Below are 12949 nucleotides of genomic sequence, written 5' to 3'. Positions count from 1 at the left end.
ACAATGGATATGGTCAATTTAGAAATGCTTCAAGTTTGATTGGAATTTCTTCTAAATATAAGTGTATAAATTCACAAAAAGGACCGTACATTGTTTTTCAATAAAAAATACAAAGACAGATTTACCTCTTGGAAGGAGCCGGAACATGAGTAGTATTCCCAAAATCGTTATCTTAGGCGCGGGCTATGGGGGTATTTTGACCGCACAGCGCTTGCAGAAGGCTTTGAATTATAATGAAGCGGATGTCACGCTTGTAAACCGTCACGAGTACCACTATTTTACTACCCATCTACATATGCCTGCGGCGGGTACGGACAGTATTGAACACACTCGGGTGTCCATTTCGAAACTAATCGATGAATTCAAGATCGACCTCGTGAAGTCATCTGTTCAGGAAATTCGTACTCAGCAGAAAAAGATTATTTTGGAGGATGGTACCCTATCGTACGATTATCTTGTCATTGCTTTAGGTGGAGAGCCTGAAACATTTGGTATTCCTGGACTTGATAAATACGCACTGACAATCCGGAGCATCAATTCCGTTCGTTTAATTCGCGAGCATATTGAATATCAATTCGCTAAGTACAAGAACGAGAACAATGCTCAGGAGCATATTAATTTTGTTGTCGGTGGTGCCGGCTTTAGCGGTATCGAATTTGTAGCTGAATTAGCTGACCGTATCCCTGGACTGTGTAAAGAATATGACGTTGATCCAAGTATGGTTAATATATATAACGTAGAGGCTGCTCCGACAGCACTGCCTGGTTTTGCTCCTGAGCTTGTTGAGTATGCGATGGACTTGCTCACCAAAAAGGGAGTTACCTTCAAGATGGGTGTTGCGATCAAGGAGTGTCTGCCAAACGGGGTAATTCTGGCATCAGGCGAAGAAATCAAAGCCTCCACAATTATTTGGACAGGCGGAATCCGTGGCAATCGTCTTATTGAGGCTGCCGGATTTGAAGCTATGCGTGGGCGCGTGAAGGTAGATGAATATCTACGTGCACCGGGCCAAGAGAATATCTTCATTATTGGTGATGGCTCCCTTATGATTAATCCGGAAGGACGCCCTTACCCGCCAACCGCTCAAATTGCTATGCAGCAGGGTGAATGCTGTGCGCATAATTTGGTGGCGGCAATCCGCAATCAACAGCCGAAGAAATTCGCATTCAGCAATAAAGGAACCGTAGCTTCCCTAGGCAAAGGCCAAGGAATCGCTGTAGTAGGCAGCAAAACTTACAAGGGCTGGACTGCAGCTCAGTTGAAAAAAGTTGTAGATATGCGCTACTTGTTCATTATCGGCGGAATTCCGCTGGTTCTGAAAAAAGGAAGATTCTTATAAGATGCGCCATTGCAGCGTACAGGTACGCGGACTGCTGACTCGGGAAGAATTGGACCGTTATAACGGACTGATAGAGGTTGGATCTTATCTGGAGGATCAGAACCAATATGATCTGGCTTATATCGTTCAGAAGGAAATTGATCTGCTCATTCTCCCTGGTATCGAACGCCTGAAGGATAAAGGGCGCGCTCGGGATCGGGCCACGGCTGAATATCTGGAAAGTTTACGTGAAGATGATGAGGATAACGAAGACGAGGATTCAGGAACTTCGGTGTCTTAATCTAATAATATGGCAGTTAAAAAGGGTGTGTCTCCATGCGAACTGGAAACACACCCTTTTTTTGTTGTTACAGCTTGAGCATTTCTTCAAAAGATTCTTCAGTCAGCAGATTGCCGACATAAAAAGGTCCGAATTCGCCGTAGCGAGCACTTACTTCGTCAAAACGCATTTCGTATACCAGCTTTTTGAATTGCAGTGCATCTTCAGCGAACAGAGTCACGCCCCATTCCCAGTCATCAAAACCGACGGAGCCGGTGATAATTTGCTTCACTTTACCTGCATATGAACGTCCAATTAACCCGTGTGAAGCCATGAGCTCCCGGCGTTTGTCCATATCAAGCATGTACCAGTTATCGGCAAGCTCGCGTTTTTTGTTCATAGGGTAGAAACAGATGTGTTTCGCTTGCGGTAAAATAGGCTTTAGACGTGCGGCAACATGCGGATTCTGCATAGGGTCGCTACCGTCGCTGCCACTGCCACCAGCAGCGTAGTTGCTTAATTCAACAATACTTACATATGAATAAGCTTTGGTTGTATATTGAGCAAAAGCGATTTTGTTAAAGGCGGTCTCAAGTTGGTTCAAAGCTTCTAGGCTTTCGCGCAAAAACATCATTACAAAATCGGCCTTTTGGCCCACTATGGAGTATACTGCGGTGCTGCCTTCTTTAGCTTCCTCAACAGGGCTCCATTCCTGCATAAAAGCATGTAGTTCTTCCAGGGCAACGGCACGTTCTTCATCATCTGCTGCCGTCCAAGCGGTCCAGTTCAGAGAGCGGAAGTCATGCAGTGCATACCAGCCTTCCAGTGTCAAAGCGGCTTCGATCATGATCTCACTCCTTAAAAGTTTTACGAAGCATAAGCCTCGTTGAAATAACATCGCGTAAAACTTGCTTCGAAAGCATACGCTTAGTTTTACGAAGCATAAGCCTCGCTGAAATAACATCGCGTAAAACTCGCAATTGAAGCATAAACTTAGTCTTACGAAGCATCTGCTTCATAGGCTATGTATGATCTGATTAATCTACTTGCATTGTATCGCAATCAAGCCGCCAAGAGCAAACGGAGGCATCCTCTAAGTGTGCGAATTAGTGCGTGAATTTGAATAAAGTTCATTGCTTCGTGACATTTTTTCTAGTAAACTTACTACTAGCTTGTAAAAGATGTGCGCTTCTTTATAGAAAGGGGTGGAGACGGTAAGATGGGATTTATTCCAGTGTTTATCCTAGCCGTTTTATTCTTTGTGATGATGTTTGGTATCGGCTTTATTCTTAACATGTTAATGAAGACAACCTGGTTTCCCGCTTATCTATTCGTACTTATTATTCTACCCGTCGTAATCTATTCTATTTGGGATAGAAACGCGATGTCGCTCTGGGAGCATCTCTCCAGTTTCCACTTTGTTGATTATCTTACAGGTGTCGCTGGTCTTGCAGGTGCTATACTTAGTGGATGGACCATTCAAAAGCTGCGCTTTGGCGGTTACAAGATGTTTTAAAGATTTGAAAGAGCCTATGTTATGAATCAGTCTTATATTTCTGCGAGAAACGGGATACCTTCCTCTTTAGAGGACGGCGAAGCCGTTTCTTCTTGTTTAATAGAGGTAGATATTCGTAAGAAGAAGTTGATTATATTGCGAAAAGAGTCGAAATTGGGATTTTATTTACATTTTCGCTATGTTAATTTGTGATAGAATAGAATCCTGTATGAATTCGTGTAAACAAGGGGGTATCCGTAGATGCGGATGAGTAACTTACATCATTTCACCGAACATCATCGGTACTGCGTTTCCCGCGAATTTGGTCTTAGTGTTATAGATGGACGTATGCTTAGCTCTGTATATCAACCTATGGTAGGAGCCTTTGCAATCAGTTTCTATCGCTTGCTGGTTGAACATGTGCCAGCAGATAGCATTGGCTATTCTGGAGTGGAGCAACAGCGCAGGCTATTTATGACTTTGGGTGTTGAACCCAATGAGAAAGGCCGCAAATATTTAATTGATCAGGCTTCCCGGTTAGAAGCAGTGGGTCTGTTGCAGACCTGTCGAATCTATGTGCCGGAAACAGATGATTATTTATATGAATATGAGCTAATGCCGCCGCTATCGCCAGCCGACTTTTTTGCCACTCAGCATTTAACCTTGCTGTTACGTGATAAGATTGGCAAATTTGCTGTGCTGTCCTTACGGGAACAGTTCTGGAATCGCGAGCCGGAAGAGTGGAGTCGCAGATCTATAGGCAAAGAGAATATTTCCGTGCCTTTTTATGATATTTTTCAACTTAATACACATGTCATTGATTATGAGCTGGAGCAAGCTTTGGCAGAGGTAGCCTCTGTTCGACAGCCCGGCACGCTTGAATCCGGAGAGCAGGCAATCGGATATAGTGACATTATTTTGCGTTTTCCACGGGAGTCTGTGAATCGGGCTCATGTAGAAAAACTGCGCTTTGACCATACTCAAATGGGTGTAATTAACTATGTTGCTCATAAATACGAATTGAGTCCGCAGGATTTATGTCGTTTGCTGGATGAGGATGGAGTGTTCTCACCGGAGGGCGAGGTCATGCTGGATGCGTTGCAATATAAAGCGAGCCAACATTTCAGGCAAGATATGAAACGACAGGAAAAACGTGAAATTGCAGCTGCGAAAGTTGTTTCTATCCGGTCCAGTGCGACCGAAGAGAATGATGATTCTATAGCACCACCAGAGCAATCAGTAGAGATGGAGTTTTATGTAGAAGTACCGCCACAATTTTTGTCCAAGTGTGACATTCACCAATATAATATGATGCTGCGAAACGAACCTTATACAAGACTGCTACAAACCTTTTTCCCGGGTGCAGTACCCAGCCATCTGATGGATATGTTCGAGAAAATAGATCTGAACTATAAGCTGAGCGGTGAAGTAATTAATGTACTCATTCATTATTTAATGACTATGGTAGCCTCGGGTGGAGAACAGCGGATGAACCGCAATTTTGTAGAGGCTATCGCCTCCAATATGCTGGTTAAACAAGTGAACACCTACGAGAAGGCTGTAAGATATATTAGAGATCAGTCCAAAGTGAAGGGCAAGGGGACAACGGCTAATGCTGCTGGAGGAACACGATCACGTTCTTATGCCAAAAATACAGGCCGCTCCAATAAACCGGAAATTCCGATTGTGCTGGATGATGGAAGTGCTGGAACAGTATCGGAAGAGGAATTCGCGGCGATGATGAAGAAAGCGGCAGAAATTAAGGCCAGTAAGAAAAAAGGCGTATCGCAAACGCCTTAATGAAAGAGAGGTGGAACAATGGAGTCTATGGGCGATGTACTTCGTTCGATCAACAATCCAACTCTACGGCAGCGTCAACGCGATCTTGAACAGGGGTTATTCAATCATCCACTTGTGAAGGCATTACAGTCCGAACATCCTGAACTGGACGAATCACGACTGCGGCTTCATATGAGTCGCCTGTATCAATATGTAGAGGAAAGCCGAAACTGTGCGAACTGCCCAGGACTAGAGAAGTGTCCAAATGATTTTCCTGGCCATTATAGTAAACTAACGGTAGAAACTGTGAATGGTTCAGTGGATCTATATGAACGCAAGACGGCATGCCGGCTTAAAGTGGCACAAGATAATCAGGATAACATCCGCAAACGTATTCGTAGCTTTTATGTGGACGAGCGTGTACTTAACGGCGGTTATGATGAGATAGATATTATGGGCAAAGACCCGCGCCGGGTCTCGGCTGTGAATAAAATATTTGATTATATCACGAATGTTAAAGAGGAAGGCCTGACTTCACGCGGCATTTATTTACATGGCTCTTTCGGAACAGGCAAAACTTTTTTGATGTGTTATTTACTGCATGAGCTTGCTGTTGCTGGATATACCGGAGTGATCGTATACATGCCAGACTTTATAGAGGACTTGAAATCGATCATGATGGATGGCCAGAAGATGAAGGAAACTGTTGATACGATGAAAAACTGCGATTTACTTATTTTTGATGACATTGGTGCGGAAAATTTGAATCCTTGGGCTCGTGATCATGTACTTGGGGCGATCTTGAATTATCGGATGAACCGCAAACCAACCTTCTACACCTCGAATTATCCGTTGGATGGCTTGGAGAAACATCTTAGCTTTACGAGCAAAGATGGTGAAGAGGTCTATAAAGGCCAACGACTAATGGATCGCATTGCTCCTTTTGTGGATGTTCTTCCACTGCATGGGGAAAATCAAAGAGGGGCCAATAGATAAGCCTGGAATATTCATAATGTAAAATTCAAAAGAGCAGTGATTCCTCTTTTATTGGAGGATCGCTGCTCTTCGTTTTTTTAGTTATTCGAACTCAAACGCCGCTTTTTCCCTGCTACGAAGCAGGATCGTCTTAAGTCCTGATTGTTTTTCACTTGTTCAAACACACTTTCGGGTTGCAGCATCTGGCGGGCATACTGAATCTGATCGATAATTAGGGAATATCTCCCTAAAATTCAGAGGTTTCTGCTCATTAGACTACTAATTAGGGAATATCTCCCTAAAAATGAACTGATTCGTCAGCGAAAACAGATATTCTCCCGATTATTAGGGAGGAATTCCCTGATTCCGTTCATTTATAGCAAATATCGGCTATAATCAGGGAGATTTTCCCTCATTATTCTAAAAAAAAGAAGCCGCCCCATAAGTAGCATTCACTACTTTTGAGACAGCTTCTTTTTATTGTGCGATGATTCCTTTACTCCGAGAGAATGAATTTAAGGATGACCATTCCGAAAAAGACAACCGTCATAAACGTGGTCATTCCGAAAAATCCGGTCATTAAATCCCCAAGATCATTGCGGGGTTCTTCGTTGATATGTTCTCGTGGGTCCCGTACTTGCGCGTTAACATCCATAGTTTCTGCCTCCTTACAGGGACAAGCCCTGTATTATTAGATGCAAATTGACATTTGTTTATGAAATAAGTCATTGACAATTAATGCGCTTTCTTTAAGTATACCGAAATGCTGGGGAGGTTGTAAAGAAAAGAGTACGCAAAAAAAATACATTGAAGGCAATATAATTGCGAGTGATATTTCACATATCCCATAAAGATATGTTATACTTGTAATGTGTCGGTAAGTGGTAATTTGGTTATCATATTACATGAAACAATTTATTAACTCATATTTCGGAGCAGCTTCCATGAACTAAGCTTTGGCTTAAGATGTGCGTAATGCTTCGCAAAACTTAAAGGAGGAACAATATCATGGCTATCGTGAACGTGTCTGACCAATCCTTCAGTAACGAAGTGGAAGGTCAAGGTACTGTAGTAGTAGACTTCTGGGCTCCTTGGTGTGGTCCTTGTAAAATGCTCGCTCCAATCTTGGATGAATTGTCCACAGAGCTGGGAGACGACGTGAAAATTGCAAAATTGAATGTGGATGAGAATCCGGAAACGGCTTCCCGTTTTGGTGTTATGAGTATCCCAACTCTGATCTTCTTCAAAGATGGTCAACCGGTAGATAAAGTTGTGGGACTGAACTCCAAAGAATCCCTGAAAAATATCGTAGCAAAACATCAATAATTGATAGATGCTACTGTTCGGGTCTCGGCCCTGCCACTCAGCGCCTTCGGTTCATTCCGGAGGCGTTTTGTGTGCTGAATGCCAACTAATCATGGGTCCAATTTAGCTGGAGGGGATCATTTTGGACAATATCCGCAATAAACTGGCACTACTACCCGATCTGCCTGGCTGCTATCTGATGAAGAATCAGGAAGGCACTATTATTTATGTGGGCAAAGCGAAGGTACTTAAGAATCGGGTACGCTCTTATTTTACAGGCAGTCATAATGGTAAAACGCAGCGGCTTGTCGCTAATATTGCTGATTTCGAATACATCGTTACGTCCAGTAACATGGAAGCGCTCATTCTAGAGTGTAATCTGATTAAGAAACATATGCCGCGTTATAATGTGCTTTTGAAAGACGACAAGACGTTTCCTTATATAAAAATAACGAATGAAACTCACCCGCGCCTTGAGGTTACACGCCGGGTGATTAAAGATAAAGCAAAATATTTTGGCCCTTATCCTAATGCTTATGCTGCTCAGCAGACAAAAAAGCTCCTAGATCGTATGTACCCGCTTCGTAAATGCGGCGTGATGCCAAAGGAGGTCTGTCTTTACTATCACATGGGCCAGTGTTTGGCACCGTGTGAGAAGGAGGTTCAGAAATCCGAGTATGAGCAGATTACGCAGGACATCGCTGCTTTTCTAGGCGGAGGTCATGAGGCGGTTAAAAAGGATTTACAGCAAAAAATGCAGGAAGCTGCTGAGGAATTATATTTTGAGCGGGCGAAGGAACTGCGGGATCAGATTATCCATATCGATGCATTGATGGAGAAGCAGAAGATCAACACTACAGATACTAAGGACCGGGACGTATTTGGTTATGCTGTAGACAAGGGATGGATGTGTGTACAGATTCTGTACATGAGACAAGGGAAGATGATCCAGCGCCATTCCTCCGTGTTCCCGTTCTATGGTGAAGCCTACAGTGACTTTATGTCTTATGTGACGCAGTATTACAGTGATAATCCCGCTTTGCCGCAGGAGATTCTGCTGCCGGATGTGCTCGATGAGGAGTCTCTGGCTAATAAAGAGACTAAACCCGAGATCGCCATAGCTGCTCCAGCAGAAGCGGATTTACAACAGGGTGAAGATACTCCTGAATCGGCTGAAGAGGCTGAGGCACGTGCAGCGGCAGCGGAGGAAGCTGCGGCAGCAGGGATCGTGGATGCCGCTGGCGGCGCCTCCATTCTGCAGGAGTGGCTGGGCATTAAGGTGCTTGTGCCACAACGCGGTCTTAAGAAGCAGATGGTTGGCATGGCTTGCCAAAATGCAAGAGTGGCTATCGACGAGAAATTCCGGCTGATTGAACGGGATGAAGAGCGTACCTCTGGAGCAGCGATCAGCTTAGGCGAGAGCTTGGGGCTTGAACGCTTGAGCCGTATTGAGGCGTTCGATAACTCGAACATTCAGGGGACTAATCCGGTCTCAGCGATGGTTGTCTTCATTGATGGTAAGCCTGCACGAAAAGAGTACCGTAAATATAAGGTTCGTACGGTAGTGGGTGCAGATGATTATGGAACGATGCGCGAGGTCATTCGGCGGCGATATGAACGGGTATTGAAGGAGAATCTTCCGATACCGGATCTTATCGTGGTCGATGGAGGGAAAGGGCAAATCTCCTCTGCTATTGATATTCTGGAGAATGAGCTGGGATTATTCATTCCGGTCTGCGGCCTTGTTAAGGATGATAAGCATAAGACGGCTCAGCTTTTGGTTGGAGATCCGCCAGAGCCTGTCGCGCTAGCCCGGGACAGTCAGGAATTTTACCTTTTGCAGCGGATTCAGGATGAGGTCCATAGGTTCGCGATCACCTTCCATCGTGAACAGCGCGGGAAGTCCATGGTTACCTCCAAGCTGGACTCTATACCTGGTATAGGTGAGAAGCGCCGTAAAGCGCTGCTAAAGCATTTCGGATCGCTTAAGAAAATTAAAGAAGCCTCCGTGGATGATTTCCGTACACTTTCTATTGGAGAAAAGCTGGCAAAACAAATTCTTGATGCGCTCAAGGATGAAGAGCCAACCTCATAGCAATGGTGACAAAAGAAAAAGGGTATCAAAGCAGCGACTAAAGCGGCTTTGATGCCCTTTTTTAATTTCATTACGTCTTCACATTAGTTTAAATCAAAGAAGAAGGCTCCACCGGCTTAGGTTTCTGTGGTGGATTAAATCGATAGACGATGTAAGCGACTATGAACGGCATAATAATCGCGAAGATACCCGCGCCTACATTTACGCTCTCCTTCATAAAGATCAGCGTAGCGCCCATCAGGATGCTGTCAAACACGACGTGGCTGAACATGACAGCAATAAACCCGTAACGAAGGAAAATATAGCTGAACAGTAGCCCGATTACAGTCAGCTCAATGGGACGGGAGCTGATGGGATAGATCGGATATAACGTATGGCCAAACGCCCAAACCAGCGTGGTGATCAAGCAAGCGATAAAAGTGTTCCGGAACACCTTTTTCAGCATAGGAATTCCGAAAAAGCGATAAATGGCTTCCTCAGATAAACCAGCGAGCCATGCGACGATAGGCAGAAGCCAAGCATATCTCATGTTATAAGGAGATTGGGTGGCGTCTGTAGTAGACCAATTGTGCAAGGTAAACGATAATATGATGAACATAACCGTCTGCACCCCTAGCAGAACGAAAGCCCAGATGTATCCAGCCCGGATACTGTCCAACACATATTGTCCATAGCCGGGCTCTTTGGCGCGGGGCCAAGGGTTCATGCCTTCCTCTTTTCGCCATAGGCCATTACCGCCCACTAAAGAGAAGTAGAGCAAGGAGGACATCAGCAGGCTGTACAAAGCATAAATGATAAACATAATGACAGAGGTAATCTGTGCTTCTAGCCCTTCGCCCGTTGATTCAGGCAGCATATTATAGGTGCTGATCATCATGATTACAAAATAGGCTGAGCTTAGGAATACTCCACGTTTAAAGGAAGTATGCTCTCTTCTAAGAATACTGTAGACGAGTGCCAGAATTCCTAAAATCAGTGTGGGTATACCGTAACCGAATAATGTTAGCTTTTCCGCTAAAGAGGTCTGTCCTTGTACGTAGGAGGTATGCCAAGCTGGTGCAGTGAATCCGGCATTAAAGCTGGATACCTGCTCTCCACTGAAATCAAAATAATAGTGCAATAAGGATTCGCCGACCTGAACAGTACTATCCGTATACACTAGCCCATGGCTTCCTGTATTCGATTCAATTTGTAGCTTGGCAGGATTTACTTCCCATTCCTGAAGCCAAGGACGAGCAAGATTCTCCTTCTGCGCTAGAGTGAGGTCAGCTCCCTTGTCCTCTTTTGCACCAACGGAAGCGATGCCTGACCCCTCTTCGGAGGTAACTTTTGCAGCCTTTGAGAAAGCGACAATCTTACCGTTATACATATTGAGGTCAACGATGATTTGCGGCTCTTGCTCCGCTGAAGGAGTAAGCGTTGCACGAAAGACATCAAAAGGATATTTTTGATCCAATTTTTTCTTGGTGTAGTCCTCCACAAGCTTCTCGCGAGACATATAACCATAAAAGGAAGAGTCCGTCTGGTAAAGTACATTCCATTGATCGTTTGGTGCTTCGGTGTAGTTGAGCTTTTGTTCTGCGAATAATATGGCTTGATCACGGGCTTCTGCCTTGCTAATGACGGTGGTATCTTCACCTGTAGGACTACTAAGCAGTGAAGGGGAAATCTGAAACATAATAAATAGAATAAGACCGATAATGCCCGAGATGATGAGCCTCTTGGAGAGGGCACGTTGCTGTAAGGGCTGGCCGACGGGATTCATGTAACGCCTCCTTGTTATGTACTGTGACAATGTTATGTTCCATTATAGTATTAGTGCCTGGTTGGTTACAAAAAACATTATATGTTCTTTTTATGGGTAATAGAGATAGTATAGAATAGTCATGTGAATTTATACCATGAATTTTATCGTGTTCATTTCTGTTCATTTCTGCACGAATGATGAGAATCGGTGTAATTGCAGGGAAAACACGGAAAAGTGATGAGAAAAGGCACTCCTTTTGATGCAGTCTCTTTAAACCGCATTTTTTCATGTGAATGAGCATTAATTGTGTCTTTGTGAATTCACTAAATAACGTATATAATTTGTATGCAATTGTATAGTAGCCGAATTTCTGGTGAAAACGGGGGAACCATAAGAAGTGATGAAAAGTGGAGTGTACACGATAAATGGCACTTTCATCAGGGGTGAATTTCGTTCTGGGAACGAATAGGGCAGCCTGCACAGTCCGAATCCGACAGCTAACCTCGTAGGCTAATTTACTGCAGGAACCAAGTCAGCATTGGTTTTCCAGTGCTTTTTTTGTTGGAATTTTTGATAAGAAGGTGAGCAAAGTGGCTTCACAGTTTCGCAGGATTTCTGAATTTAAGTTTCTGAAGCTCTCGCCACCGCAGATACTGGTGCTTGGTTTTGCATCGATCATTCTGATAGGGGCCCTGCTGCTTATGCTGCCCATCTCAAGCACAAGCGGGAATTCCGTGGAATTTATTGATGCATTATTTACTTCAACGTCGGCAACCTGTGTTACAGGGCTTGTTGTGCTGGATACCGGAACTTCGTTCACGATTTTTGGGAAAACCGTAATTATGATCCTGATCCAGATCGGCGGCTTAGGTTTTATGACCATGGCCACTCTATTTTCACTGGTGTTAAAGCGTAAAATATCTTTGCGGGACAGGCTAATCCTACAGGAAGCCATGAATCAAGGCTCTATGGAAGGAATTGTGCGACTGATCCGGAGAGTCCTCATATATTCTCTTGTCATAGAAGGCTGTGCCGCTGTGCTGCTGTCTATTCGCTGGGCTTTTGATATGCCGTTGGGAAAAGCGATTTATTATGGCATATTTCATGCGGTGTCTATGTTTAATAATGCGGGGTTCGATATTTTTGGGGATTTTCGCAGTTTAACTGATTATGTATATGATCCGCTTGTGAATATTATTGTAATGTTTCTGATTGTCTCCGGCGGGATTGGTTTTATTGTAATGTCAGATCTGGTGGAGTTTCGGGTAACCCGCAGGCTGTCTCTACATAGTAAAGTTGTCCTGTCCACCAGCACAGGGCTGATTCTGATCGGAGCTTTGGTTATTTTTATATTTGAGTTTACTAACACTCGTACCCTGGGTTCACTGAATTTCGGCGGTAAAATATTATCGGCCTTCTTTCAATCCGTGTCTCCCCGTACGGCTGGCGCGAACACAGTAGATATTGCTGGACTTCGGCAGGCTACACAATTTTTTATAGTGATTCTTATGTTTATTGGTGCTTCTCCGGGCTCAACGGGCGGCGGGATCAAGACAACAACCTTTACAATGATGATTGGTGCTGTAATTGCTATGCTGCGTGGACGGGAAGATGTTGTGTTGTTCCGTTATCGGCTGGCTCAAGAGCGCATCTACAAGGCATTAACGATCACGCTGCTGGCTTTGTTGTTAATCGCCTCTGTGTCGATGATACTCTCCACAACTGAAGACAGTAATTTCTTGGCAATCTTGTTTGAGACGACCTCCGCCTTTGCTACGGTAGGACTGACTATGGGGCTAACTCCGGAACTGTCAGCGATCGGTAAGATTCTACTCTGTCTGACGATGTTTGCAGGTCGGCTAGGTCCACTAACCTTAGCATATGCACTCGGTCCCAAACAGGGTAAACCACTGTATAAGTATCCGGAAGGTAAAATAATTATTGGATAGGAGTTA

11 protein-coding genes and 1 riboswitch are annotated in these 12949 nt (G+C 44.3%); of the genes, 8 read left to right on the top strand and 3 right to left on the bottom strand.

Annotated elements, in window-relative coordinates:
- Positions 1-145 precede the first annotated feature (145 nt).
- Positions 146-1339, top strand: a complete 1194-nt coding sequence (locus NSQ55_RS25315) for an NAD(P)/FAD-dependent oxidoreductase (RefSeq protein ID WP_036685230.1) — start codon at positions 146-148, stop codon at positions 1337-1339.
- Position 1340: 1 nt separating this feature from the next.
- Entirely contained in the window at positions 1341-1619 is a 279-nt protein-coding gene (locus NSQ55_RS25310; protein WP_036685228.1) for a hypothetical protein, read from the top strand.
- Positions 1620-1686: 67 nt separating this feature from the next.
- Here the strand turns inward: NSQ55_RS25310 and hemQ are convergent, their stop codons facing one another.
- Positions 1687-2445 carry a hydrogen peroxide-dependent heme synthase gene (hemQ, locus tag NSQ55_RS25305; RefSeq protein WP_036685226.1) on the bottom strand — a complete coding sequence of 253 codons (759 nt, stop codon included), beginning with the start codon at positions 2443-2445 and terminating at the stop codon, positions 1687-1689.
- A gap of 372 nt (positions 2446-2817) precedes the next feature.
- Here hemQ and NSQ55_RS25300 point away from each other — a divergent pair, with 372 nt between their 5' ends.
- The 3 genes from NSQ55_RS25300 to dnaI all read left to right on the top strand — a co-directional run bounded on the left by NSQ55_RS25300 (position 2818) and on the right by dnaI (position 5868).
- Positions 2818-3114, top strand: a complete 297-nt coding sequence (locus NSQ55_RS25300; RefSeq protein ID WP_036685224.1) for a YuiB family protein — start codon at positions 2818-2820, stop codon at positions 3112-3114.
- Between the two features lie 240 nt (positions 3115-3354).
- Positions 3355-4893, top strand: a complete 1539-nt coding sequence (locus NSQ55_RS25295; protein ID WP_339169672.1) for a helicase DnaB — start codon at positions 3355-3357, stop codon at positions 4891-4893.
- An 18-nt stretch (positions 4894-4911) separates the two neighbouring features.
- Entirely contained in the window at positions 4912-5868 is a 957-nt protein-coding gene (gene dnaI, locus NSQ55_RS25290; RefSeq protein WP_076134190.1) for a primosomal protein DnaI, read from the top strand.
- Between the two features lie 475 nt (positions 5869-6343).
- Here dnaI and NSQ55_RS25285 read toward each other — a convergent pair whose 3' ends face one another.
- Complete coding sequence (locus NSQ55_RS25285; protein ID WP_094902239.1) at positions 6344-6502, bottom strand: YqzM family protein; 159 nt, start codon at positions 6500-6502, stop codon at positions 6344-6346.
- A gap of 353 nt (positions 6503-6855) precedes the next feature.
- Between NSQ55_RS25285 and trxA the strand changes: the two genes are divergently transcribed.
- Both trxA and uvrC read left to right on the top strand, forming a co-directional pair.
- The gene (trxA, locus tag NSQ55_RS25280; RefSeq protein WP_036679814.1) at positions 6856-7173 is read left to right on the top strand and encodes a thioredoxin; all 318 of its coding nucleotides are present in this window, start codon (positions 6856-6858) and stop codon (positions 7171-7173) included.
- Positions 7174-7294: 121 nt separating this feature from the next.
- Positions 7295-9247 (top strand): excinuclease ABC subunit UvrC, encoded by a 1953-nt coding sequence (gene uvrC / locus NSQ55_RS25275; protein WP_280753733.1) that lies wholly within the window; start codon positions 7295-7297, stop codon positions 9245-9247.
- An 88-nt stretch (positions 9248-9335) separates the two neighbouring features.
- Here uvrC and NSQ55_RS25270 read toward each other — a convergent pair whose 3' ends face one another.
- Positions 9336-11012 carry a CPBP family intramembrane glutamic endopeptidase gene (locus NSQ55_RS25270; RefSeq protein ID WP_339169666.1) on the bottom strand — a complete coding sequence of 559 codons (1677 nt, stop codon included), beginning with the start codon at positions 11010-11012 and terminating at the stop codon, positions 9336-9338.
- A gap of 332 nt (positions 11013-11344) precedes the next feature.
- A riboswitch (cyclic di-AMP (ydaO/yuaA leader) is annotated at positions 11345-11520 on the top strand.
- A 64-nt stretch (positions 11521-11584) separates the two neighbouring features.
- On the opposite strand from NSQ55_RS25270, the gene NSQ55_RS25265 reads away from it, so the two are divergent.
- Entirely contained in the window at positions 11585-12943 is a 1359-nt protein-coding gene (locus NSQ55_RS25265) for a TrkH family potassium uptake protein (RefSeq protein WP_249267754.1), read from the top strand.
- The last annotated feature ends 6 nt before the right edge of the window (positions 12944-12949 follow it).

Origin of the sequence: Paenibacillus sp. FSL H7-0943 (genome assembly GCF_037963265.1) — a bacterium.
GTDB lineage: Bacteria > Bacillota > Bacilli > Paenibacillales > Paenibacillaceae > Paenibacillus_AQ > Paenibacillus_AQ odorifer.
This window is presented reverse-complemented; position numbering and strand designations above follow the sequence as displayed.

What these genes read in the sequence shown, in the direction of transcription:
- NSQ55_RS25315 (WP_036685230.1), top strand. Translation starts at nt 146, where the DNA reads ATGAGTAGTATTCCCAAAATCGTTATCTTAGGCGCGGGCTATGGGGGT.
- NSQ55_RS25310 (WP_036685228.1), top strand. Translation starts at nt 1,341, where the DNA reads ATGCGCCATTGCAGCGTACAGGTACGCGGACTGCTGACTCGGGAAGAA.
- hemQ (WP_036685226.1), bottom strand. Translation starts at nt 2,445, where the DNA reads ATGATCGAAGCCGCTTTGACACTGGAAGGCTGGTATGCACTGCATGAC.
- NSQ55_RS25300 (WP_036685224.1), top strand. Translation starts at nt 2,818, where the DNA reads ATGGGATTTATTCCAGTGTTTATCCTAGCCGTTTTATTCTTTGTGATG.
- NSQ55_RS25295 (WP_339169672.1), top strand. Translation starts at nt 3,355, where the DNA reads ATGCGGATGAGTAACTTACATCATTTCACCGAACATCATCGGTACTGC.
- dnaI (WP_076134190.1), top strand. Translation starts at nt 4,912, where the DNA reads ATGGAGTCTATGGGCGATGTACTTCGTTCGATCAACAATCCAACTCTA.
- NSQ55_RS25285 (WP_094902239.1), bottom strand. Translation starts at nt 6,502, where the DNA reads ATGGATGTTAACGCGCAAGTACGGGACCCACGAGAACATATCAACGAA.
- trxA (WP_036679814.1), top strand. Translation starts at nt 6,856, where the DNA reads ATGGCTATCGTGAACGTGTCTGACCAATCCTTCAGTAACGAAGTGGAA.
- NSQ55_RS25270 (WP_339169666.1), bottom strand. Translation starts at nt 11,012, where the DNA reads ATGAATCCCGTCGGCCAGCCCTTACAGCAACGTGCCCTCTCCAAGAGG.